The following is a 22,939-nucleotide window of genomic DNA, read 5'->3' as shown; positions in this document are numbered from 1 at the left end:
CGAGACTAGCCAGCCTGAGCGGTACCGCCAGAGGTGCGCGGGACATCTCTGGGCGCCCCCGTCCCACCGGCCCCACGACGCCTCACCCCCCGCCCCCCACGCCGGGTCCTCCCCCGCCCCCACCCGGACGAGTGCCCGCCGAGGTGCCCGGGCCGCACTACCTCGATAGCGTTGCGGCAATGAATGGCCGCGCTGACCTCCGCCTCGGCATCACCGATGTCGCCCCCGTCGTCTCCTGCGGGACCTTCTCCGCCCGTGCCGTCGTCGGCGAGCACCTGCCGATCACCGCCACCGTCTTCCGCGAGGGCCACGACGCCGTCGCCGCGAACGTCGTCTGGACCGCACCCGGCGGAGACGACGCGAGCGCGCCGTTCGTGCGCATGGCCAAGCTCCCGCCCGAGCCCGACCGCTGGCTGGCCACGGTGGTCCCCGACCGCGAGGGGCCCTGGACCTTCCGCATCGAGGCCTGGAGCGACCCGCTGGCCACCTGGCGGCACGCCGTCGAGGTGAAGATCGAGGCCGGTCAGGGCGCCGACGAGCTGGCCAACGACCTCGAGGAGGGTGCGCGCCTGCTGGACCGCGTCGCCGCCGAGGCGGACGGGGACTGGCGGGACCGGGTCGCGGCCGCGGCCGCCGCGCTGCGCGACGGCTCGCAGGAGCTCACCGTCCGGGTGGCCCCCGCGCTGGCCTCGGGCCTGCAGCGGTACCTCCACGAGCACCCGGTCCGGGAGCTGGTCACCCGGACGGAGCCGTTCGAGGTGTACGTCGACCGCCCACGGGCGCTGTACGGCTCCTGGTACGAGTTCTTCCCGCGTTCCGAGGGACCCGTCGTCGGCGGCGTCCCCACGCACGGCACCTTCACCACCGCGGCCGACCGCCTGCCGGCGATCGCCGACATGGGCTTCGACGTCGTCTACCTGCCGCCGATCCACCCCATCGGCACGGTCAACCGCAAGGGCCCGAACACCGCCCAGTTCCCCGGCGGCAACCCGCACGAGATCGGACCGGACGACGTCGGCTCGCCGTGGGCGATCGGCAGCGCCGAGGGCGGGCACGACGCCGTCCACCCGCAGCTGGGCACGATGGACGACTTCCGGGCGTTCGTCGCCCGCACCCGCGAGCTGGGCATGGAGGTCGCCCTGGACTTCGCGCTCCAGGCCGCTCCGGACCACCCCTGGGTGGAGGCCCACCCCGAGTGGTTCACCACCAAGCCCGACGGCACGATCGCCTACGCGGAGAACCCGCCGAAGAAGTACCAGGACATCTACCCGATCAACTTCGACAACGACCCCGAGGGCATCTACGCCGAGTGCCTGCGGGTGATCCGGGTCTGGATCGAGGCGGGCGTCAAGATCTTCCGCGTCGACAACCCCCACACCAAGCCGCTGAACTTCTGGCACTGGCTGATCTGGGAGGTCAAGAAGACCGACCCCGACGTGCTGTTCCTGGCCGAGGCGTTCACCCGGCCGGCGATGATGCACCAGCTGGCGCGGATCGGCTTCACGCAGTCCTACACGTACTTCACCTGGCGCACCGAGCGCGACGAGCTCGAGGAGTACGGGCGCGAGCTCGCCGAGAACTCGCACTACATGCGGCCCAACTTCTTCGTGAACACCCCGGACATCCTCCACGAGTCGCTGCAGTTCGGCGGCCCGCCGATGTTCAAGATCCGGGCCGTGCTCGCCGCGATGATGAGCCCGACGTGGGGCGTCTACTCCGGCTTCGAGCTGTTCGAGCACGTCGCCGTCAAGCCGGGCAGCGAGGAGTACCTGGACAGCGAGAAGTACCGGCTGCGCCCGCGCGACTGGGAGGGCGCCGAGGCCGCCGGCCGCAGCCTGGCGCCCTACCTGCGGCGGCTCAACGAGGTGCGCCGCGCGCACCCGGCCCTGCAGCAGCTGCGCACGCTGCACTTCCACCCGGTCGACAACCCCAACTTGCTCTGCTTCTCCAAGACCGACCCGGGCTCGGCCGACGCCGTCCTCGTGGTCGTGAACCTGTCCAGCCGGGACACCCACATCGGGACGACGGCGCTGGACATGCGGGCGCTCGGCCTGGACTGGCACGAGCGGTTCTCCGTCACCGACGAGCTCACCGGCGCCTCCTACGACTGGGGCCAGTTCAACTACCTCGAACTGGATCCCTTCCGCGAGCCCGCACACGTCTTCGCGGTCACCTTCCCCCGCCCCGTGCAGTTCCCGCCGCCGGTCGCCTGACCGGAGCACGTACCGACCGCCCATCCGCGACTCACCGAGGGCTCCCCGCACCGATGACCGTTCCCGTTCCCGAGTCCGCCCCCGCCCACTCCGCGCTGCCCCCGCCGGGCACCGACCCCGAGTGGTACAAGCGCGCCGTCTTCTACGAGGTGCTCGTCCGCGGCTTCGCCGACAGCAACTCCGACGGCGTGGGTGACATCCGCGGCATGATCGACAAGCTGGACTACCTGCAGTGGCTCGGCGTCGACTGCCTGTGGCTGCCGCCGTTCTTCGCCTCACCGCTGCGCGACGGCGGCTACGACGTCAGCGACTACACCGCCGTGCTGCCCGAGTTCGGCGACATCGAGGACTTCAAGGAGTTCCTCGACGCCGCCCACTCGCGCGGTATGCGCGTGATCATCGACTTCGTCATGAACCACACCTCGGACCAGCACCCCTGGTTCCAGGCCAGCCGCAGCGACCCGGACGGCCCGTACGGCGACTTCTACGTCTGGGCCGACGACGACACCGGCTACTCCGACGCGCGGATCATCTTCGTCGACACCGAGAGCTCGAACTGGACGTTCGACCCGGTGCGCAAGCAGTACTTCTGGCACCGGTTCTTCTCCCACCAGCCGGACCTGAACTTCGAGAACCCGAAGGTGCGCGAGGCGATCATCGACGCCCTGCGGTTCTGGCTGGACTTGGGCATCGACGGATTCCGGCTCGACGCCGTGCCCTACCTCTTCGAGGAGGAGGGCACCAACTGCGAGAACCTGCCGCGCACCCACGAGTTCCTCAAGGAGGTGCGCAGCGTCGTCGACGCGAACTACCAGGACGTCGTCCTGCTCTGCGAGGCCAACCAGTGGCCGGCCGACGTCGTCGAGTACTTCGGTGACGACGGCGACGAGTGCCAGATGGCCTTCCACTTCCCCGTGATGCCGCGCCTGTTCATGGCCGTCCGGCGGGAGCAGCGGTTCCCGATCTCGGAGATCATGGCGCAGACGCCGGACATCCCGGACAACTGCCAGTGGGGCGTCTTCCTCCGCAACCACGACGAGCTGACCCTCGAGATGGTCACCGACGAGGAGCGCGACTACATGTGGGGCGAGTACGCCCAGGACCCCCGCATGAAGGCCAACATCGGCATCCGCCGGCGGCTGGCCCCGCTGCTGGACAACGACGTCAACACCCTCGAGCTGTTCAACGCCCTGCTGCTGTCCCTGCCCGGGTCGCCCGTCCTCTACTACGGCGACGAGATCGGCATGGGCGACAACATCTGGCTCGGTGACCGCGACGGCGTCCGCACGCCGATGCAGTGGACGCCGGACCGCAACGGCGGGTTCTCCACCGCCGATCCGCAGCGGATGTACCTGCCGTTGAACGCCGACCCGGTCTACGGCTACCAGGTGACCAACGTCGAGTCCCAGCTGCGCAACACCACCTCGCTGCTGCACTGGATCCGCCGGATGATCCAGGTCCGCAACCAGCACCCGACCTTCGGCCTGGGCACGTTCGAGGAGATCGGCTCGCGCAACCCGACCGTGCTGTCGTTCGTGCGGCGGTTCGGCGACGACGTCGTGCTGTGCGTCAACAACCTGTCCCGGTTCCCGCAGCCGGTGGAGCTGGACCTGCGGCAGTTCGAGGGCTACACGCCCGTCGAGCTCACCGGCCGGGTCGAGTTCCCGCAGATCGGCGTCCTGCCGTACATGCTGACCCTCGCGGGGCACGGCTTCTACTGGTTCGAGCTGTCCAAGCCGGCCGAGCCCGTCCCCGAGGAGCCCGAGGACTGGGAGAGCACGGGCAGCAGCCCGGTCGCCGACTCCCTCCTCGCCGCCGGGGTGGTGCAGGCCGCGGAGGAGACGCCCGGCGACAACCTCCCGGCCCCCGACGACTCCGACGGAGGATCCCGATGAGCGCACTGGCCGAGCTGCTCCGCGAGTGGATGCCCGCGCAGCGGTGGTTCGGGAGCAAGGGCCGCGAATGGGCCGACGTCACCGAGGACGGCTTCTTCCTCGACCGCAGCGAGCCGGTGCTCTCGGTGCACCGCGTGCGGGTCACCTACACCGACGGCCACGGCGACACCTACCTGGTGCCGATCTCCTGGCGGGATTCCGCGGTCGAGGAGCTCAGCTCGGCCTACATCGGCCCGCTGGCCGGCGACGGCGACCAGCAGTCCCACGCCTACGACGCCCTCCGCGACCGGGACGCCACGACCCCCTGGCTCATCCACCTGGTGAACGCCTCGACCGTCGGCCCGATGCACTTCCACCCCGCGGGCGTGGCCTACATCCCCGAGGGGGTGCCCGGCGACATCGTCTCGACCGAGCAGAGCAACACCTCGCTGGTCTACGGGTCGGAGGCGATCCTCAAGATCTTCCGGCGTCTCGAGCCGGGGATGAACCCGGACGTGGAGATCCACGACGCGCTGCGCCGGACGGAGAACCCGCACATCGCCCCGCTGCTCGGGCACATCGAGATCGACGACCCCGACGCGGCGAACGAGCCGGCGACGGTCGCGATGCTGCAGACCTTCGTCCCCAACGCCAGCGACGGATGGCGCCTGGCCACGGCCAGCGTCCGGGACCTGTACGCCGAGGGCGACCTGCACGCCGACGAGGTGGGTGGCGACTTCGCCGCCGACAGCGAGCGGCTGGGCGCGGCGACGGCGTCGGTCCACCGCGACATGGCCGCCGTCCTGCCCACCGAGCCGGCCGACCGCAACTGGTACGCCACGGTGGCCCGGCAGATGGGCGAGCGCCTGGACGCCGCGATCGAGGTCGTCCCCCAGCTCGCCGAGCACGCCGACGGCCTCCGCACGATCTACGCGGCGGTGGCGCAGAGCACCGAGCCCACGGTGCGCCAGCGGGTGCACGGCGACCTGCACCTCGGTCAGGTGCTGCGCACCGCGACCGGCTGGATCGTGCTCGACTTCGAGGGCGAACCGGCCCGTCCGCTGGCCTCGCGTCGCGAGCTGGACAGCCCGCTTCGGGACGTCGCGGGCATGCTGCGCAGCTTCGACTACGCGGCGCGGCACATGCTGGTGGAGCAGCCCGAGGACACGCAGCGGGCCTACCGGGCGCAGGAGTGGGCCGAGCGCAACCGGGCCGCGTTCTGCGCCGGCTACTCCGAGGCCAGCGGCCTGGACCCGTGCGGCGGCTCACCACTCCTTCGGGCGTTCGAGGCCGACAAAGCGGTTTACGAGTGCGTCTACGAGGCACGCAACCGTCCGCACTGGTTGATGATCCCGCTGGACTCCCTGTCCCGGCTCACCAGCCGCGACTGAGCGCGCGGACACTCCGGACCCGAGCAGAGGACGACACGATGAGCAGCGATGACCGGAAGGACCCGGTGGCCGACAAGGACGACCTGCAGCGAGCCGTCGAGGAGCGCGTGGCCGCCGCGGAGGCGGCCGCCGGCACCGAACCCGTGATCAACGCCCCGGCGAAGAAGACGACCCGGGCAGCCGCGAAGCCCGCGGCGAAGAAGACCACGCCGGCGAAGAAGGCCGCGCCCGCGAAGAAGGCGACGCCCGCGAAGAAGGCGACGCCGGCGAAGAAGGCGACCGCGAAGCGGACTCCCGCCGCCGAGCCGGCCACCGGCAACACCGCTCCGGACGACGTGCAGACGACGGCCGAGCAGGAGAGCACCGCCTCCACCGCGCCCGAGGGTGGCGGCACCACGACGGCGCCGGTGGTCGCCCCGGCACCGATCGCCGAGCCGGGGAATCCGGCCGGCAGCCCCGCCGCACCGCCCGAGGCGCCGGACCCGGACCCCGCCGAGCCGAGCACGCCGCAGGCTCCCGAGGACGGTGGCGTGGCCTCCGCCCCGGCGCCGGCCGCGCCGGCGGAACCCGCCTCCGACGGTGCCGTGTCCGACGGTGCCGCCGCCGGCGGGCCGGCGACCGCCGGCGGGCAGCCCACCCTCGGCGAGGTGGGCGAGGACGACCTGCGCGCGATCGTGGACGGCTGGTCGCACGACCCGCACCGCGTCCTGGGCGCGCACGAGGCCGGCGATGGCTGGGTCGTGCGCACCCTGCGCCCCGACGCCGTCTCCGTGACCGTGCTCGACGAGGACGGCAGCCGCCACGACGCCCGCCAGGTGCACCCCGGCGGCATCTACGAGGCCACCGTCCCGCGGCAGCCGGGCGACTACCGCATCGAGGTCGAGTACCCCGACGGCCAGGGCGGTACGACGCGCTACACGGTCGACGACCCCTACCGGTGGCTGCCGACCCTCGGCCCGGTCGACGAGCACCTCATCCGCGAGGGCCGGCACGAGCGGCTGTGGGAGGTGCTCGGGGCGCACGTGCGGCGCTACGACACCCCGCGTGGCACCGTCGACGGCGTCTCGTTCGCCGTCTGGGCGCCGAATGCCCAGGGCGTCAAGGTCACCGGCGACTTCGACTACTGGGAGGCGCGGGCCTACCCGATGCGCTCCCTGGGCTCCTCGGGCGTGTGGGAGATCTTCGTGCCCGGCGTCCCGGTCGGCAGCCGGTACCGCTACCACGTCCTGGGTGCCGACGGCGTGTGGCGGCAGAAGTCCGACCCGATGGCCTTCGCGACCGAGGTGCCGCCGCTGAACGCCTCGGTCGTCACCGAGTCCACCCACGAGTGGAACGACGACGCCTGGCTGGCCGAGCGTGCCTCCGCCGGCTGGCACGAGAAGCCGATGAGCGTCTACGAGGTGCACGCCGGCTCCTGGCGGCAGGGGCTGTCCTACCGCGAGATGGCCGACGAGCTGGTCGACTACGTCGTCGCGGCGGGCTTCACCCACATCGAGTTCATGCCGCTGGCCGAGCACCCCTTCGGTGGCTCGTGGGGCTACCAGGTCACCTCGTACTACGCGCCCACCTCGCGCTTCGGCAGCCCCGACGACCTGCGCTACCTGATCGACCGCGCCCACCAGGCCGGCATCGGGGTCATCGTCGACTGGGTGCCCGCCCACTTCCCGAAGGACGAGTGGGCGCTGGCCCGGTTCGACGGCACGTCGCTCTACGAGCACGGCGACCCCCGCCGTGGCGAGCAGCTGGACTGGGGCACGCTGGTCTTCGACTTCGGCCGCTCCGAGGTCCGCAACTTCCTGGTCGCCAACGCGCTGTTCTGGTGCAAGGAGTTCCACGTCGACGGCATCCGCGTCGACGCGGTCGCCTCGATGCTGTACCTGGACTACTCGCGGACCGAGTGGCTGCCCAACCAGTACGGCGGCCGGGAGAACCTCGAGGCGGTCGCGTTCCTGCAGGAGTTCAACGCCACCGTCTACCGCGAGGTCCCCGGCGTCATGACGATCGCTGAGGAGTCGACCGCCTGGCCGGGCGTCACCCGGCCCACGCACCTGGGCGGCCTGGGCTTCGGGTTCAAGTGGAACATGGGCTGGATGCACGACTCGCTGGCCTACGTGGAGCGGGAGCCGGTGTACCGCAGCTTCCACCACGGTCAGCTCACGTTCTCGATGCACTACGCCTACTCCGAGAACTTCGTGCTGCCGATCAGCCACGACGAGGTGGTCTACGGTAAGGGCTCGATGCTGCGGAAGATGCCGGGTGACCGCTGGCAGCAGCTGGCCAACCTGCGCGCCTACTACGCTTACATGTGGGCGCACCCCGGCAAGCAGCTGCTGTTCATGGGCTCGGAGTTCGCCCAGGACTCCGAGTGGGCCGAGAGCCGGTCGCTGGACTGGTGGCACCTCGACGACCCCGCGCACCGCGGGATCCTCCAGCTGGTCACCGACCTCAACAGCCGCTACCGCGAACTGGACGCGCTGTGGGCCCACGACATCGACCCCTCGGGCTTCCAGTGGATCGACGCCAACGACGCCGGCGGCAACACCCTGTCCTTCCTGCGCTACGGGAGGTCCACGACGCCGGCGGACGCCGCGCCGCCCGCTGAGGGCGACGCCGCCGAGGACCAGGAGGCGGCCACGGGGAGCCAGGACGCGGCTCCCGCGGACAGCCGCTCGGCGCTCGCCTGCGTGGTCAACTTCGCCGGCACCCCGCACCACGAGTACCGGATCGGCCTGCCGCGCCCGGGCTACTGGCGCGAGGTGCTCAACACCGACGCCGAGGGGTACGGCGGCTCCGGGGTGGGCAATCTCGGCGGCGTCGAGGCCGTCGCGGAGCCCTGGCACGGGCAGCCGTACTCGGCCACGATCGCCGCACCTCCCCTGGGCACGGTCTGGTTCCTGCACGAGGCCTGATCGACGCCCGCACGGGTACCGGTCCGCTTCGTGGGGGCGAGCAGCATGCGACGGCGGTGGGCGAGGCTCACCGCCGTCGCGTTCTCGCTGGTCGTCCTGACCGGGTGCTCGGTGGTCGTGGTGGGCCAGGCCACCCCGGCCCGGCCGCCGGTCACCGACGTCGCCGCCGGGGAGACCGGGATCACCGGTGCGACCGGAGAGCCGGTGGACGTGCTGGCCCGCAACGCGCTCACCGACCTGGAGGTCTTCTGGGCGGAGCGGTTCCCCGAGGACTTCGGCATCGCCTTCGAGCCCCTGGCCGGCGGCTACTTCAGCGTCGATCCCGGCAATGCCGACCCGGCTGCCTACCCTCGCGGCATCGGCTGCGGCAGCGTCGCCGGTGACGTCGAGAACAACGCCTTCTACTGCGTCGCCCGCGATGCCCCGAACTCCGACTCGATCAGCTACGACCGCACCTTCCTGGCCGACCTGGGCGCGGAGTACGGCCGGTTCATCCCGGCGCTGGTGATGGCGCACGAGTTCGCCCACGCCGTGCAGGCCCGCGTGGGCGCACCGCCGGTCTCGATCGCCGTCGAGACCCAGGCCGACTGCCTGGCCGGCACCTGGACGCGCTGGGTCGCCGACGGCGAGGCCGAGCACTCGGTGCTGCGGACCCCCGAGCTCGACGAACTGCTGCGTGGCTATCTGCTGCTGCGCGACCCGGTGGGCACCAACCCCGGTGAGCAGCAGGCGCACGGCTCCTACTTCGACCGCGTCGCCGCCTTCCAGGAGGGCTTCGACAGCGGCACCGCGGCCTGCCGGGACAACTTCGGGCCCGACCGGGTCTTCACCCAGGAACCGTTCCTCAGCGACGAGGACCTCGACAGGGGCGGGAACGCGCCGTACGGCGAGCTGCTCGAGATCATCGACAGGTCCCTGCCGGCCGCGTGGGAGCAGGCGGTGACCGGCTTCGAGCCGCCCACGATCGCCTCGTTCGACGGCGACGCCCCCGGCTGCGCCACCGATGCCGGCCTCGACCTCGTCTACTGCGCCGACGAGAACCTGGTGGCGTTCGACCGGACCGATCTGGCCGCTCCGGCGTACGAGGACCTCGGCGACTTCGCCGTCGCGACCGCCGTCGCGCTGCCCTACGGACTGGCGGTCCGCGACCAGCTCGGGCTGTCCACAGACGGCGAGGAGGCCCTCCGCTCGGCGGTCTGCCTCAGCGGCTGGTACGCCGCGCAGGTCTACGCGGGCCAGGCGGGCGGGACCTCCGTCTCACCCGGGGACATCGACGAGAGCGTGCAGTTCCTGCTCGCCTTCGGCGGCGAGCCCTCCGTCGTCCCGGACGCCGACCTCACCGGGTTCCAGCTGGTCGACCTCTTCCGCAACGGCTTCGTCCAGGGGCTCGACGCCTGCGGCCTCGACACCTAGCCGAGCGGGGCCTAGAAGAGCGCCGTCGTGAGGGCCCGGCGGGCGGGGCCCACGCGGGGGTCCTGGTCGCCCACGACGGCGAACAGCTCCACCAGGTGCTTGCGGGCCTGGTCGCGCTCCTCCCCCGCGGTCCGGCGGATCACCGACAGCAGCCGCTCGAAGGCGCCCTCGACGTCGCCGGTGCCGAGGAGGAAGTCCGCGGCCCGGGTCTGCGCCGTGATGTCGTCGGGAGCGGCGTCGGCCTTCGCCAGCGCGTCGGGCCCGGCCTCCTCGGCGCGGCGGAACAGCTGCACCTGCCGCAGCGCGATGCCGGCGTCCGGATGGTTCGGCTCCTCGGCGAGGATCGCCTCGTAGGCGGCCTCCGCGGCGGCGAGGTCACCGCGCTCGAGCGCTGCCTCGGCGGCGTCCAGCCGGGGGTCCTCGGCCTCGGGCGCGGGCTCCCCGTCGGCCGGGACCGCTCCCCCGGTGGTGGCGCGGACGAGCTCGGCGACGAACTCGCGCGCCTGCTCCTCGGGGATGGCGCCGTTGAACTCGGCGACCAGCTGGCCCTGCCACACGGCCTTGACCGCGGGGATGCCCTGCACCCGCAGGCCCTGGGCCAGCGCCTGGTTGGCGTCGACGTCGACCTTGGCCAGCACCCAGGAACCGCCCCCCTCGGCGGCGAGCCGCTCGAGCACCGGCGAGAGCTGCTTGCACGGACCGCACCACTCGGCCCACAGGTCGAGCACGACCGGCACCTGGAAGGAGCGGTCCAGCACCTCGGCCTGGAAGGTGGCCTCGGTGACGTCCACGACCGCGCTGCCCGACGCCCCGGCGGGAGCGGCGGCGCTCGGCGGCGGCGCGGCCTGGGCGCGCGCGGCGGCCTCGGACCGCGCCTTGACGGCGGCGAGATCGACGGCCCCGGCCATGGTGGCGGCCAGCTGGGCCTGGCGGGGGTCGGGGCGTCCGGGTCGGGTCGGCTGCATGACCTCGATCATCCCACCGCGCGCACGGGCGTGTCGGGCCCGGGTGCGGTCGCGGCCCTCAGGCCTCGGCCCAGACCCCGAGCTCGTTGCCGCTGGGGTCGGTGAAGTGGAAGCGCCGGCCGCCGGGGAAGGCGTACGGGCCGTCGGTCACCCGCCCCCCGGCCGCCTCGACCGCGGCGACCGTCCGGTCCAGGTCGGCGGAGAAGAGCAGGACCAGCGGGCCACCGGGCCGTGGCGGCTCGCTGTCCAGCCGGAGGCCGCCCGCCTCCGGCGCGCCCTCCGTCACGCCCCGGATCCCGGAGTACGCCGGTCCGTAGTCGGTGAAGCCCCAGCCGAAGGCCGCGGAGTAGAACCGCTTGGCCGCGGCGAGGTCGGTCACCGTGAGCTCGACGTAGTCGATGGAGTGGTGCCTGTGTGCGGTGGTGTCCGTCATGCCCGGCAGAGTGCCGGACGGGTCTGTCAGGAACGGGCTCCGTCCGGGGCCGCGCCGGCGTCCCCGCCCGCCACGTCGCCGGCGCCCAGCCGGACGCGGCGCAGCACGTCGAACAGGGTGTCCAGCTCGCCGTCCCGGAGGTCCCCCAGGCCGAAGTCCAGGTCCGTGAGTGCGCGGGTGCCGACCTCGACCACCGCTCGCCCTGCCTCGGTGATCCCGGCGAGCACCCCGCGCCCGTCGGCGGGGTTGGGACGCCGGTCGACGTAGCCGGCCGCGACGAGCCGGTCGATGGCGTTCGTGACGCTGGTGGGGTGCACCATCAGCCGGCTCCCGATCACCTTCAGCGGTAGCTCCCCGGTGCGGCTGAAGGAGAGCAGCACGAGGACCTCGTACCGCGCGAAGGTCAGCCCGTGCGGCTTGAGCACCCCGTCGAAGCGGGCCACCAGGATCTGCTGCACGCGGAACACCGACGTGGCGGCCCGCATCGTCGCGGCCGGGCCGAAGCGCTCCTCCCACGTCTCGGCCGCCCGCTCGATCGGGTCGAACGGCAGCCCCAGCGGTCGCACCATGGTCGCGACGCTACCGGCGCCCCGCGCGGCTCCGTCCGGATCGCGCCGGTACGGATGAGCGCTGCGTCCGGTGACGTGGTGACGACGCCGATGCGCATGCGGGCGCCCAGCCTGTGGACGGGCGATCCAGCACCTCCGCAGAGAACGGCAGAGTGCACGGATGCCGGTCCCCCCGACCCGTCCGCCCGCGCTGCGCGGGAAACTGTTCCGCGGGTCCGACCAGGTGCGGTCGGGCCGCCTGACGAAGGGGCAGCTGCGCAGCGCCGCCTGGCGACGGCTCTTCCCCGACGTCTACGCCTGCGCCTCGCTGGCCGTCGACCACGAGTGCCGCGCCAGGGCAGCGGCCGCTCTGGCAGTGCGCGGTGCCTGCATCAGCGGGCGCAGCGCAGCCGTGCTCTGGGGCGTCCCGCTCGCCGACGCGGACGACGACGTCGAACTCACCGTCCCGCCGGACTGCCGCGCGGGGGCGGTCCGCGGCATCCGGATCTCGCGGCGGAGCCTGCCGGCGGACGACGTCGTCGTCCGCGGCGGCGTCCGCGTGACCACGCCGATCCGGACCGCGGTGGACGTCGCCCGCATCCAGCCCGTGCAGGAGGCCGTGGTCGCCCTGGACCAGGTGATCGGCGCCGGCCTCCTGACCCTCGGGGAGCTGCGTCGAGCAGCGTCCGCGCTCGGCGGGCCCGGCTGCCGCTCCGTGCGCCGGGCCGCCGAGCTCGCCGACGGCCTGGCCGGGTCACCTCAGGAGACGCGCCTCCGACTGGTGCTGCTCTCCAGCCCGCTGCCTCGCCCTGTTGCGCAGTGCACGATCCGGGGCGCCGCCGGGCAGTTCGTCGCGCGGACCGACTTCGCCTGGCCGGAGGCGAAGGTGGCCCTCGAGTACGAGGGCGTCTGGCACGGGCAGGCGCAGCAGGTGGGGCGCGACCGGCGACGGCTCAACGACCTCACCGCCGCTGGGTGGACCGTCGTCTTCGCGACGGCGGCGGACCTCCGCGACCCCGCTGGGCTGATCGCCCGCCTCACCGCTGTGCTGTCCCCGCGCCGGTACGGCTGAGCGCGGCCTCCGGCGACGTGGTGACGACGCCGATGCGCATGCGGGCGCAGGAGGAAGTCAGCCGAGGGCCGGACGCAGCGGCGGCACGTCGCGGACGCCGAAGACGTCGCGGAGCGCCACCCGTGCGGAGAGGTCGCCGCACATGCCGTGCACCGCCGGCCCGGGCGGGGTCGCCGCGGACGCGAGGTACACGCCCTCGACCGGCGTCCGGTAGGTGTTCCAGCGGGGCACCGGCCGGGCCAGCATCTGGCGGAGCGTGGCCCGCCCGTTGGAGATGTCGCCCCCGAGGTAGCTCGGGTTCCACTGCTCCATCTGCACGGCGTTCTTCGTCGCCCGCGCCACGACGGTGTCCTTGAACCCGGGCGCGAACCGCTCGATCTGGTCCTCGATGGGCCCGGTCATGTCGACGTCGGCACCGTGCGGCACGTGCACGTAGGCCCAGAAGATGTGGCCACCCTCCGGCGCCCGCGTCGGGTCGGGCACCGTGGGCTGCACGGCGAGCACGTAGGGCTTGTCGGTCAGCCGGCCCTGGTTGGGCGCCCGCTCCCCCGCGAGGGTCTCCTCGAGGTCGCCGGCGACGTGGATGGTGCCGGCGCGCCGCACGTCGGGGTTGGTCCACGGCACGGGCTCGGAGAGGATCCAATCGATCTTGAAGACGCCGGCGCCGTGCTTGTACCGCCGGACCCAGCGCCGGTAGCCCTCGTTCAGCCGGTCGCCGGCCATCGTCACGAAGTCCTCGGGGGTGGTGTCCAGCAGCACGGCCGGCACGCCCTCGAACTCCCGGAGGTCGGTGACCCGGTGCCCGGTGACGACCTCGCCGCCCTGCTCCTCGAGCGCGGTGACCATCGCGTCGGCGAGCTTCTGCGAGCCGCCCTCGATCAACGGCCACCCCGCGTGGTGGGAGAGCATCGCCAGGAGCATCCCCAGCGCCGAGGTGAGGGGCTGGGCGAGGTCGAGCATCCCGTGCGCGCCGGCCCCCGCCACGAGCGCGCGGCCCTCCGGGGTGTCGAAGTACCGGTTGGCCAGCCAGCGCACGTTCGGCAGGCCGGTGAGGGCGAACCTGGTGACCTGCGCGACGCTCTTCGTCGGCAGCGAGCGCAGCCGGCTGGACAGGAAGAAGTCGATGATGTCGGTGCCGTGCTCGACCAGCGGACCGAACAGCCGTCGGTAGGCCTCGGCGTCCGCCCCGAGCCCCACGGCCGTCTCCTCCAGCGAGCGGAACGACAGCGCCGCCCGCCCGCCGTCCAGCGGGTGCGCGAAGTTGATCTCGGGCTGGACGAACCGCACCCCGCGGCTCTCCACGTCGAACTCGCGGAAGAACGGCGCCGCGACCGCCATGGGCTGCACGGTCGAGCAGACGTCGTGGTGGAAGCCCGGACGGATCAGCTCCTCCGTGCGCATCCCGCCGCCGGGGCGGTCGCCGGCATCCACCACCTGCACGCGGAGCCCCGCCGCGGACAGCCGCAGCGCCGCGGCCAGCCCGTTGGGCCCCGCTCCGACGACGACGGCATCGGGTCGTCCAGCACGCCCACTCACCGGGTGATCCTCACGAGGGCATCCCCGATGCGCAAGTTCCGTGGCTCGTGAGTCGGGCCGTGCAGCTGAGGCGTACCGGCCGCCCTCGCGCGCGCGCCCGTGGCGACCCGGGCCCGGCCGGCTCTAGCCTCCCCCGGTGCAGTCCTCCCTCGATCTCCCACCGACGGCCGAGCCGGAGGTGCTCCGGCTGACACCGGCGGGGCGCCGGAGCCGCCTCGCGGCCGTCGTCGTCGTGCTGGCGCTGCTGCTCGCGGGCACCGTCTGGGGCGACGACGACGCGTTCCCGTTCGGGCCCTTCCGCATGTACTCGACGCGCAACGACCCGAACACCCCGGTGATCTCCACCCGGGCGGTCGGGGTGACCGCCGCCGGCGAGGAGGTCCGGCTGTCCGGTGGCCAGGTCGGGCTGCGACGCGCGGAGTTCGAGGGGCAGATCAACCGGCTGCGCGAGCACCCGGAGCTGCTGGGACTGCTCGCCGACGCGTTCGCCGACGCCAACCCGGACGCGCCGGAGCTCGTGGCCGTCCAGATGGTGCACCGCAAGTTCGAGCTGGCCGACGGCAAGCCTACGGGCGACTACACCGACACCGTCGTCGTCGAGTTCGAGCTGGAGGACGACGCATCGTGAGCACGACCGCGAACCCGACCCCGACCGCAGCGCCCCTGACCAGCCGGTGGTGGTTCACCCCGGTGCCGCTGGCGCGGATCGCGGTGGTCCGCGTGATCGCCTACCTGTTCATCCCGGTCGACGTGTTCCTGACCACCGCCTGGGTCCGCGCGCACGCCGACGTCCCCACCGAGTGGTACGCCCCGCTGCTCATCGGGCGGGTGCTGCACCTGCCCACCCCCACGCACACGCTGATCGTCGTCGTCCAGTGGGCGCTGGTGCTGGCCGCGGTGGCCGCTGCCAGCGGCAAGGCGCCGCGGCTGCTGGGCTCCGCCGTCTTCCTCCTCTACCTGGAGTGGATGGTGATCGCGATGAGCTACGGCAAGGTCGACCACGACCGGATCGCCTTCCTCGTCCTGCTCGCGGTGCTGCCCACGATCGGCCGGGCGAGGTTCCGCGACATGCGCCGCTCGGAGGCCGCGGGCTGGGCGATGGCGGCCGTGCTCGTGGCCGTCATGCTCACCTACTTCCTCGCCGCCTGGGCCAAGATCCGCTTCGGCGGCTGGGACTGGCCCACCGGCTCCACGCTGACCCGGGCCGTCCTGCGCCGGGGCACGTGGATGTCGGACTGGACGGTCGAGGTGCCGTGGCTGCTGACGGCGGCGCAGTGGGTGATGATCGTCCTGGAACTCGCGGCGCCGCTCATGCTCTTCGTGCGCAGCGACCGCGCACGCATCGGCCTGGTGCTCTTCCTCATCGGCTTCCACCTCATGGTGTTCGCCGGCGTGACGATCATCTTCCTGCCGCACTGCATCGCGATCCTGTCGATCCTCCCGTGGGAGCGGCTGACCGCCCGGTTCACCGACCGCGCGCCTCAGAGCCTGGCGACCAGCTCGTCGGCCGCGCCGTAGGGATCGGTCTCCCCCGCCACGACCCGCTCGGCCAGCGCGCCGAGGGCCGACGAGCCGCGCAGGTCGCCGATCCGCTCGCGGAGCGCGGCGAGGGCGATCGCCTCGATCTCCCGCGCCGCGCGCTCGGCACGCCGGCGGTGGCCCTCCCCGGAGGACTCCAGCCAGCGCCGGTGGTCCTCGACCTTGGCCAGCACGTCGTCGACGCCGTTGTCGGTGTCGCGGGAGGCCACCGTCGTGCAGATGGGCGGGCGCCAGCCACCGGCCTCGGTGTACCGGCCGCCGAGCGACTGCATGTAGCGCAGGTCGCGCACGGCCTGCTGGGCGCCGTCCCGGTCGGCCTTGTTCACGACGAAGACGTCGGCGACCTCGAGGATGCCGGCCTTGGCCGCCTGGATGCCGTCGCCCATCCCCGGCGCGACCAGGACCAGGGTGGTGTCGGCCAGCGAGGCGATCTCCAGCTCGGACTGGCCCACCCCGACGGTCTCGATCAGCACGACGTCGCACCCGGCGGCGTCCAGCACGCGCAGCGCCTGGGGGGTGGCCCACGAGAGCCCGCCCAGGTGCCCGCGCGAGGCCATGGACCGGATGAAGACCCCGCCGTCGCCGGCGTGGTCCTGCATGCGCACCCGGTCACCGAGCAGGGCGCCGCCGGAGAACGGTGACGACGGGTCGACGGCGAGCACGCCCACGCGCTTGCCGGCCTGCCGCAGCGCCCGCACCAGCGCCGTCGTCGTCGTGGACTTGCCGACACCCGGCGAGCCGGTGAGGCCCAGCACCTGGGCGCGGCCGGTGTGCGGCGCCAGCGCCGCGGCCACCTCGCGCAGGACGGGACTGGCGTCCTCGACCAGCGAGATCAGTCTGGCCACCGAGCGGGCGTCGCCCTCTCGGGCCCGCTCGACCAGCGCGGGGACGTCGACAGCACGCCGCCCCCGCCGCCCGGAGGCGGCGGGGGCGGACGTCTGGACCGCGGTCCCCGCAGGGACCTCCGTCACGCCGAGGCGGATGGCGCGTGCAGGATCAGGGCGTCGCCCTGACCACCGCCGCCGCACAGCGCGGCGGCACCGACCTTGAGGCCCCGGCGGCGGAGCTCCAGCGCGACGTCGAGCACGACGCGGGCACCGCTCATGCCGATCGGGTGACCGAGGGCGATCGCGCCACCGTTGGGGTTGACCTTCTCGGGGTCGATGCCCAGCTCGCGGGTGGAGACGATGCCGACGGCGGCGAACGCCTCGTTGAGCTCGACGACGTCGAGGTCCTTCGGGTCGATGCCCTCGCGCTCGCAGGCCTTCTTGATGGCCCCGGACGGCTGGCTCTGCAGCGTGGCGTCCGGGCCGGCGACGACGCCGTGGGCACCGATCTCGGCGATCGGGGTGATGCCCAGCTCGGCGGCCTTCGCGGCGCTCATGACCACCACGGCGCAGGCGCCGTCGGAGATCTGCGAGGCGGTGCCGGCGGTGATCGTGCCGTCCTTGGCGAAGGCCGGCTTCAGCTTGCTCAGGCTCTCCGCGGTCGTGTCCGCGCGGATGCCCTCGTCGTCGGTGAACTCGATCGGGTCGCCCTTGCGCTGCGGGATGAGCACGGGGGTGATCGACTCGGCGAAGACGCCGTCCTTGTGCGAGCGCGCGGCCTTCTGGTGGCTGGCCGCGGCGAACTCGTCCTGCTCCTCGCGGGTCAGGTTGTAGCGGGAGTTGGCCTTCTCGGTCAGCTCGCCCATGGCCACCTGGTCGAAGGTGTCGGACAGGCCGTCGTGCGACATCGAGTCGATGAGCTTGGTGTCGCCGAACTTCGTGCCGGTGCGCGAGTTCGCGAGTATGTGCGGCGCCTGCGTCATCGACTCCTGGCCGCCGGCGACGACGACGTCGTACTCGCCGGCGCGGATGAGCTGGTCGGCCATGGCGATCGCGGACAGGCCCGAGAGGCAGACCTTGTTGATGGTCAGGGCGGGGACCGACATCGGGATGCCGGCCTTGACGGCGGCGGGGCGGGCCGGGTTCTGCCCGGCGCCGGCCTGGATGACCTGGCCCATGATCACGTAGTCGACCTGGTCGCCGGAGATGCCGGCGCGCTCGAGGGCCGCCTTGATCGCGAAGCCCCCCAGGTCGGCGGCCGAGAAGTCCTTGAGCCCACCGAGGAGCCGGCCCATCGGGGTGCGGGCACCGCTGACGATGACCGAGCGGGCTCTGTTGTTCTCGCTCATAGGGGGACCTCCAGTGCCGGGCCGCCGACGCCGGCGACCGAGAGTGACAGAGCAGACCGCGCTGAGCGCGCGGCGTCGGGCTGTATACCAGGATAGGACCACCTCCTGACCGGCGTGGCCTGGCCCACTCCCGTCACCCGACCCGGGCATCCCGGCGGCCCCGGAGTGTCGCCCCGCGCGGAGGCGCGGCAGGATGCCCGACGTGACCACCAACGACGCGCCGTCCTCGGGTCTGCCCCAGGGGCTGTTCACCACCATCGACCACGTGGGCATCGCGGTGCCCGACCTGGACGAGGCGATCGCCTTCTACGCCCAGGCCTTCGGCGTGCGCTCGGTGCACGAGGAGACCAACGAGGAGCAGGGCGTCCGCGAGGCGATGCTCGCCGTCGGCGACGGCGACACCCGCATCCAGCTGCTCGCCCCGCTGACCCCCGAGTCGACGATCGCGAAGTTCATCGGCCGCTCGGGCCCCGGCCTGCAGCAGCTGGCCTTCCGGGTGGACGACGTCGAGGCCGTCAGCGCCACCCTGCGCGAGCGCGGCCTGCGGCTGCTCTACGACGTCCCCAAGCGCGGCACCTCCGACAGCCGGGTGAACTTCATCCACCCGAAGGACGCCGGCGGCGTCCTCGTCGAGCTCGTCCAGCCGGCGGCCTCCGCGCACTGACCGCCGGTACCACCGTGTTCCGGCCGGGTTAACGCTCGGTAACCTCCGGCACTGCACTGCCCGTACCGCCCTCGGAGCCGGCCGTCGACGGCCTTCCACGAACAGGAGTTCGCGTGAACGAGATCAGGGACGCCATCCTCGCCGACCAGCTGGACGCACTGGGCGGCCTCGCCGTGCCGGAGTCCTACCGCGCCGTCGTGGTGCGCAAGGACGAGCAGAACATGTTCGAGGGGGTGGCCACGAAGGACAAGGACCCCCGCAAGTCCCTCCACATCGACGAGGTCGCCACCCCGGAACTGGGCCCCGGCGAGGCCATCGTCGCGGTCATGGCCTCCTCGGTGAACTACAACACCGTGTGGACGTCGATCTTCGAGCCGGTCTCGACCTTCGGCTTCCTGGAGCGCTACGGCCGCCTGTCGGAGCTCACCAAGCGGCACGACCTGCCCTACCACGTGGTCGGCTCCGACCTCGCCGGCGTCGTGCTGCGGGTCGGCCCCGGCGTCAACAAGTGGAAGGCCGGTGACGAGGTCGTCGCGCACTGCCTCTCGGTGGAGCTCGAGGACCCGGCCGGCCACGACGACACGATGATGGACCCGCAGCAGCGGATCTGGGGCTTCGAGACCAACTTCGGCGGTCTCGCGGAGCTGGCCCTGGTCAAGAGCAACCAGCTCATGCCCAAGCCTGCCCACCTCTCCTGGGAGGAGGCCGCCAGCCCGGGGCTGGTCAACTCCACCGCCTACCGCCAGCTGGTCAGCCGGAACGGCGCCCACATGAAGCAGGGCGACACGGTGCTCATCTGGGGCGCCTCGGGTGGCCTGGGCTCCTACGCCACCCAGATGGCGCTCAACGGCGGCGCGATCCCGGTGTGCGTCGTCAGCAGCCCGGAGAAGGCGGAGATCGTCCGCAAGATGGGCGCCGAGCTGATCATCGACCGCTCCGCCGAGGGCTACAAGTTCTGGAAGGACGAGCACAACCAGGACCCCAAGGAGTGGCAGCGCTTCGGCAAGAAGATCCGTGAGCTGACCGGCGGCGAGGACGTCGACATCGTCTTCGAGCACCCCGGCCGCGAGACCTTCGGCGCCAGCGTCTACGTCGCCAAGAAGGGCGGGACGATCGTCACCTGCGCCTCCACCAGCGGCTACATGCACCAGTACGACAACCGCTACCTGTGGATGAACCTCAAGAACATCCTCAGCTCCCACTTCGCCAACTACAAGGAGGCGTGGGAGGCCAACCGGCTGATCGACAAGGGCCTGATCCACCCGACCCTGTCGAAGGTGTACCCGATGGAGGAGGTCGGCCAGGCCGCCCTCGACGTCCACCGCAACGCCCACCAGGGCAAGGTCGGCGTCCTGACCCTCGCCCCCGAGGAGGGCCTCGGCATCAAGGACGCCGAGAAGCGCGCGAAGCACGTCGAGGCGATCAACCGCTTCCGCGGCGTCTGAGCAGGCGACGGAGCCCGAGGGCCCGGTTCCCCTCCGGGGGCCGGGCCCTCGGCACGTCCGACGGCCCTGCCGTTGCCCCCGGGGCGTCCGGGACTCCTGGGATATGAAGCGCCCGACACGGTGACTGACCGATCCCCCGTCTGCGAGGATGTGGCCATGAGCGACCCCCGCCACGAACTGCCGATGCACGAGGCCCAGCACTCGTTCGACGTGGTGCTGCGGGGGTACGACCGCAGCCAGGTCGCCGACACGATCGAGCGGCTGGAGGCGGACTTCCGCATCGCGCTGGCCGACCGCGACGCCGCCGTCGCCCGCACCGCCGATCTGGCCGGTCAGCTCTCGGCGATGCACGGCGAGATCGAGTCGCTGCGCCGCAAGGCGGCCACCGCGGCCGCCCCCACCTTCGAGAACATCAGCGAGCGCATCCAGCACATGCTGCAGCTCGCCGAGGAGGAGGCGGGCGAGATCCGGCGGGCCGCCGAGCTCGACGCCCAGGCGGTCCGGGAGCAGACCGACGCCGAGGAGCGCGCACTGCTCGAGCGCCACGCGGCCGGGCAGGCCGAGGTCGAGCGGATGATCGCCGAGGCGCGGCAGGCCGCCGAGCAGATCATGCAGAAGGCCCAGCTGCGCGCCGACGAGCTGGTCGCCAAGGCCCAGGAGCGGGTGGCCCGCCTCGACGCCGAGTCGCAGGCCCGGCGCGCCAAGGTCGAGGAGGACTTCGACATCGCGCAGCGCGCTCGCCGCGCCGAGGCAGCGCGCGCCGAGGAAGAGCGCGAGCGCGTCTCCACGCAGGCCGCACGGCAGCGGATCGCCGCCGCGGAGCAGCACGCCGCCCAGCTGGTCGCCGACGCCGAGGCCAAGGCGGAGGCGATCCGCGGTGTCCGCGACGAGCTCACCGGCCGGCTGGTCCAGGCCCGCCGCCTGCTGGACAACCTGCCCGACCTCGGTGACCTCGCCGAGCAGCCGGCGCCCCGCGCGACGGAGCGACCCGAGCCGGCCCGTGCGGAGCAGCCCCGCTCGGAGCAGGCCCGCCCGGAGCAGGCCCGTGCCGAGCAGGTCCGTGCCGAGCAAGTCCGTCCCGAGCCGGCCGCCCGTCCGGAGCCTGCCGCCCGTCCGGAGCCCGCGCGCACCGAGACCGAGCGGCCCGAGGCGACGCGCACCACCGCCGAGCAGCGTCCCCAGCCGACGCCCCGGGTCACCCAGCCGGCCCCCGCCGCGCAGCAGTCCACCGAGCCGGCCCAGCCCGCGCCCGCGGCCTCGCCGGTGTCGCGCGGTGACGGGGAGTCCGCAGCCACCCGGCAGCCGACCCGGGCCGAGGCGCCCGCCACCCGTCAGCTGCCCCTGCCGCCCCGGCCGGGCCAGACTCCCGCGGGTACGACCACCGCTCCGGCCGGCGGTCCGTCCACCCAGTCGATCGACCAGCCCGTCGGGCAGGGGCGTTCCTGACCGCTCCGCGGAGGCTGCTGGCCCTCCTGTCGGCCGCCCTGCTGTGGACCCTGCTCCCGGTCCTCGGCGGGGCGCCGGTGGCCTCGGCCGGCGATGAGTCCGGCCGGCTCCGGATCGCGCACCTGTCCCCCGACACCCCGGCCGTCGACGTCGCCCTGACCCCTGCCGCGGCCGGTGGGCCGGCCGCGGACCCGGGACCCGACGTCGCCGGCGCCCTCGGCTACGGCGAGGTGGGCGGCTACCGCACCCTCCCCGCGGGCAGCTACGCGGTGAGCGTCCGGCCGGCGGACACGCCACCGGAGACGCCACCGGCGCTCTCCGCCCTCGTCGACGTGCCCGCCGGCGGGGCCCGCACCCTCGCGCTGTCCGGCACCTTCGCCGAGCTCGCGCTGACACCCCTCCCCGACGACCTCACCGCGCCGGCCGACGGCACCGCCCGGGTCCGGGTGCTCGCGGCGGCGGCCGCGGCGCCCAGCCTCGACGTGCTCCTCGACACGGGCCCGGCACTGGCCGCGGAGCTCCCCTTCACGGCCGCGTCCGGCTACACCGCCGTCCCGGCCGGCCCGGCGACGGTGCGGCTGACCGGCGGTGCGGACGACACCGCCGTGCCGGTGGACCTCACCGCGGGCACCGTCGTGAGCCTGCTGGTCCTCGACGCCCCCGGCGGCGGCCTGACCGTCCGGACGCTCGTGGACGCCGTCGCACCGGCCGTACAGCCCGTGGGCGGGGTGGAGGCCGGCGGATCGATCGCGCGGCCCGCCCGGTTCCCCCGGCTCGCTGCCGCTCTCGCCGCGGCCGCGCACGACCGGGCTGCCGGCGACGACCTGCCGGTGCGGGTGCGCGTGCCCGCGGCCGGCATCGACGCCGCGGTGACCGGCTCCGGTCTGGGCGCCGCCGGTGCCCTGACCGTGCCGGCCGATCCCGTGGTGGCCGGCTGGTACGTCGCCGGTCCGGCTCCGGGCCGGCCGGGGCCCGCGGTGCTCGCCGGGCACGTGGACTGGGCCGGCCGCCCCGCGGTGTTCGACGGACTCGACCGGCTCGCCCCCGGGGACGAGATCGCGGTCGACCGGGCCGACGGCACCAGCGTGCGGTTCGCCGTCGACCGGGTGGTCCGGGTGCCCAAGCACGCCTTCCCGACCGACGCCGTCTACGGGCCGGTGCCCGGCGCGGAGCTCCGGCTGATCACCTGCGGGGGGGGGGGGGGGGGGGGGGGGGGGGGGGGGGGGGGGGGGGGGGGGGGGGGGGGGGGGGGGGGGGGGGGGGGGGGGGGGGGGGGGGGGGGGGGGGGGGGGGGGGGGGGGGGGGGGGGGGGGGG

18 protein-coding genes are annotated in these 22,939 nt (G+C 73.3%); 12 read left to right on the top strand and 6 right to left on the bottom strand.

The window, feature by feature from the left end; genetic code table 11:
- Positions 1–179 precede the first annotated feature (179 nt).
- Genes ACI793_RS10685 through ACI793_RS10665 form a run of 5 tightly spaced genes read left to right on the top strand, consistent with a single transcriptional unit; the run spans position 180 to position 9,800 of the window.
- On the top strand, positions 180–2,213 hold the full coding sequence (locus tag ACI793_RS10685; RefSeq protein ID WP_456606355.1) for an alpha-1,4-glucan--maltose-1-phosphate maltosyltransferase: 2,034 nt from the start codon (positions 180–182) through the stop codon (positions 2,211–2,213).
- 53 nt (positions 2,214–2,266) lie between these two features.
- Positions 2,267–4,108, top strand: a complete 1,842-nt coding sequence (gene treS / locus ACI793_RS10680) for a maltose alpha-D-glucosyltransferase (RefSeq protein ID WP_456606354.1) — start codon at positions 2,267–2,269, stop codon at positions 4,106–4,108.
- The gene (locus ACI793_RS10675) at positions 4,105–5,478 is read left to right on the top strand and encodes a maltokinase N-terminal cap-like domain-containing protein (RefSeq protein WP_456606353.1); all 1,374 of its coding nucleotides are present in this window, start codon (positions 4,105–4,107) and stop codon (positions 5,476–5,478) included. Before treS ends, ACI793_RS10675 begins: the two co-directional genes overlap by 4 nt.
- A 38-nt stretch (positions 5,479–5,516) precedes the next feature.
- Positions 5,517–8,387 (top strand): 1,4-alpha-glucan branching protein GlgB, encoded by a 2,871-nt coding sequence (glgB, locus tag ACI793_RS10670; RefSeq protein ID WP_456606352.1) that lies wholly within the window; start codon positions 5,517–5,519, stop codon positions 8,385–8,387.
- A 45-nt stretch (positions 8,388–8,432) separates the two neighbouring features.
- A complete protein-coding gene (locus ACI793_RS10665) occupies positions 8,433–9,800 on the top strand; it encodes a neutral zinc metallopeptidase (RefSeq protein ID WP_456606351.1) in 1,368 nt (455 codons plus the stop codon).
- Between the two features lie 11 nt (positions 9,801–9,811).
- On the opposite strand, the gene ACI793_RS10660 is transcribed toward ACI793_RS10665, so the two are convergent.
- The 3 genes from ACI793_RS10660 to ACI793_RS10650 are packed head-to-tail and all read right to left on the bottom strand — an operon-like array spanning position 9,812 to position 11,767.
- Entirely contained in the window at positions 9,812–10,765 is a 954-nt protein-coding gene (locus ACI793_RS10660; RefSeq protein ID WP_456606350.1) for a tetratricopeptide repeat protein, read from the bottom strand.
- Positions 10,766–10,823: 58 nt separating this feature from the next.
- On the bottom strand, positions 10,824–11,198 hold the full coding sequence (locus ACI793_RS10655; RefSeq protein ID WP_456606349.1) for a VOC family protein: 375 nt from the start codon (positions 11,196–11,198) through the stop codon (positions 10,824–10,826).
- Positions 11,199–11,224: 26 nt separating this feature from the next.
- Positions 11,225–11,767 carry a MarR family winged helix-turn-helix transcriptional regulator gene (locus tag ACI793_RS10650; RefSeq protein WP_456606348.1) on the bottom strand — a complete coding sequence of 181 codons (543 nt, stop codon included), beginning with the start codon at positions 11,765–11,767 and terminating at the stop codon, positions 11,225–11,227.
- A gap of 160 nt (positions 11,768–11,927) precedes the next feature.
- On the opposite strand from ACI793_RS10650, the gene ACI793_RS10645 reads away from it, so the two are divergent.
- A complete protein-coding gene (locus ACI793_RS10645) occupies positions 11,928–12,818 on the top strand; it encodes an endonuclease domain-containing protein (RefSeq protein WP_456606347.1) in 891 nt (296 codons plus the stop codon).
- A gap of 57 nt (positions 12,819–12,875) precedes the next feature.
- Here ACI793_RS10645 and ACI793_RS10640 read toward each other — a convergent pair whose 3' ends face one another.
- Positions 12,876–14,354 carry a phytoene desaturase family protein gene (locus tag ACI793_RS10640; RefSeq protein WP_456606346.1) on the bottom strand — a complete coding sequence of 493 codons (1,479 nt, stop codon included), beginning with the start codon at positions 14,352–14,354 and terminating at the stop codon, positions 12,876–12,878.
- Positions 14,355–14,490: 136 nt separating this feature from the next.
- Here ACI793_RS10640 and ACI793_RS10635 point away from each other — a divergent pair, with 136 nt between their 5' ends.
- Entirely contained in the window at positions 14,491–14,982 is a 492-nt protein-coding gene (locus ACI793_RS10635) for a hypothetical protein (RefSeq protein WP_456606345.1), read from the top strand.
- The gene (locus ACI793_RS10630) at positions 14,979–15,872 is read left to right on the top strand and encodes an MFS transporter permease (RefSeq protein ID WP_456606344.1); all 894 of its coding nucleotides are present in this window, start codon (positions 14,979–14,981) and stop codon (positions 15,870–15,872) included. Before ACI793_RS10635 ends, ACI793_RS10630 begins: the two co-directional genes overlap by 4 nt.
- On the opposite strand, the gene meaB is transcribed toward ACI793_RS10630, so the two are convergent.
- Both meaB and ACI793_RS10620 read right to left on the bottom strand, forming a co-directional pair.
- On the bottom strand, positions 15,836–16,738 hold the full coding sequence (meaB, locus tag ACI793_RS10625; protein ID WP_456606343.1) for a methylmalonyl Co-A mutase-associated GTPase MeaB: 903 nt from the start codon (positions 16,736–16,738) through the stop codon (positions 15,836–15,838). The two genes, ACI793_RS10630 and meaB, sit on opposite strands and share 37 nt — an antisense overlap.
- Before the next feature lie 122 nt (positions 16,739–16,860).
- Positions 16,861–18,069 (bottom strand): acetyl-CoA C-acetyltransferase, encoded by a 1,209-nt coding sequence (locus tag ACI793_RS10620; protein ID WP_456606342.1) that lies wholly within the window; start codon positions 18,067–18,069, stop codon positions 16,861–16,863.
- A 202-nt stretch (positions 18,070–18,271) separates the two neighbouring features.
- Here ACI793_RS10620 and mce point away from each other — a divergent pair, with 202 nt between their 5' ends.
- From mce to ACI793_RS10600, 4 genes are all read left to right on the top strand, one after another.
- On the top strand, positions 18,272–18,733 hold the full coding sequence (gene mce, locus ACI793_RS10615) for a methylmalonyl-CoA epimerase (protein ID WP_456606341.1): 462 nt from the start codon (positions 18,272–18,274) through the stop codon (positions 18,731–18,733).
- A 113-nt stretch (positions 18,734–18,846) separates the two neighbouring features.
- The gene (gene ccrA / locus ACI793_RS10610) at positions 18,847–20,178 is read left to right on the top strand and encodes a crotonyl-CoA carboxylase/reductase (RefSeq protein ID WP_456606340.1); all 1,332 of its coding nucleotides are present in this window, start codon (positions 18,847–18,849) and stop codon (positions 20,176–20,178) included.
- A gap of 156 nt (positions 20,179–20,334) precedes the next feature.
- Positions 20,335–21,624 (top strand): hypothetical protein, encoded by a 1,290-nt coding sequence (locus ACI793_RS10605; protein WP_456606339.1) that lies wholly within the window; start codon positions 20,335–20,337, stop codon positions 21,622–21,624.
- A 77-nt stretch (positions 21,625–21,701) separates the two neighbouring features.
- The coding region (locus ACI793_RS10600) for a DUF4397 domain-containing protein (protein WP_456606338.1) at positions 21,702–22,939 on the top strand (1,238 nt) is incomplete at its 3' end.

The sequence above is a fragment of the Blastococcus sp. SYSU DS0617 genome, from assembly GCF_054051075.1.
This window is presented reverse-complemented; position numbering and strand designations above follow the sequence as displayed.

Excerpts from the sequence above, each read along its gene's own strand:
- ACI793_RS10685 (WP_456606355.1), top strand. The coding sequence starts at position 180 with ATGAATGGCCGCGCTGACCTCCGCCTCGGCATCACCGATGTCGCCCCC.
- treS (WP_456606354.1), top strand. The coding sequence starts at position 2,267 with ATGACCGTTCCCGTTCCCGAGTCCGCCCCCGCCCACTCCGCGCTGCCC.
- ACI793_RS10675 (WP_456606353.1), top strand. The coding sequence starts at position 4,105 with ATGAGCGCACTGGCCGAGCTGCTCCGCGAGTGGATGCCCGCGCAGCGG.
- glgB (WP_456606352.1), top strand. The coding sequence starts at position 5,517 with ATGAGCAGCGATGACCGGAAGGACCCGGTGGCCGACAAGGACGACCTG.
- ACI793_RS10665 (WP_456606351.1), top strand. The coding sequence starts at position 8,433 with ATGCGACGGCGGTGGGCGAGGCTCACCGCCGTCGCGTTCTCGCTGGTC.
- ACI793_RS10660 (WP_456606350.1), bottom strand. The coding sequence starts at position 10,765 with ATGCAGCCGACCCGACCCGGACGCCCCGACCCCCGCCAGGCCCAGCTG.
- ACI793_RS10655 (WP_456606349.1), bottom strand. The coding sequence starts at position 11,198 with ATGACGGACACCACCGCACACAGGCACCACTCCATCGACTACGTCGAG.
- ACI793_RS10650 (WP_456606348.1), bottom strand. The coding sequence starts at position 11,767 with ATGGTGCGACCGCTGGGGCTGCCGTTCGACCCGATCGAGCGGGCGGCC.
- ACI793_RS10645 (WP_456606347.1), top strand. The coding sequence starts at position 11,928 with ATGCCGGTCCCCCCGACCCGTCCGCCCGCGCTGCGCGGGAAACTGTTC.
- ACI793_RS10620 (WP_456606342.1), bottom strand. The coding sequence starts at position 18,069 with ATGAGCGAGAACAACAGAGCCCGCTCGGTCATCGTCAGCGGTGCCCGC.
- ACI793_RS10605 (WP_456606339.1), top strand. The coding sequence starts at position 20,335 with ATGAGCGACCCCCGCCACGAACTGCCGATGCACGAGGCCCAGCACTCG.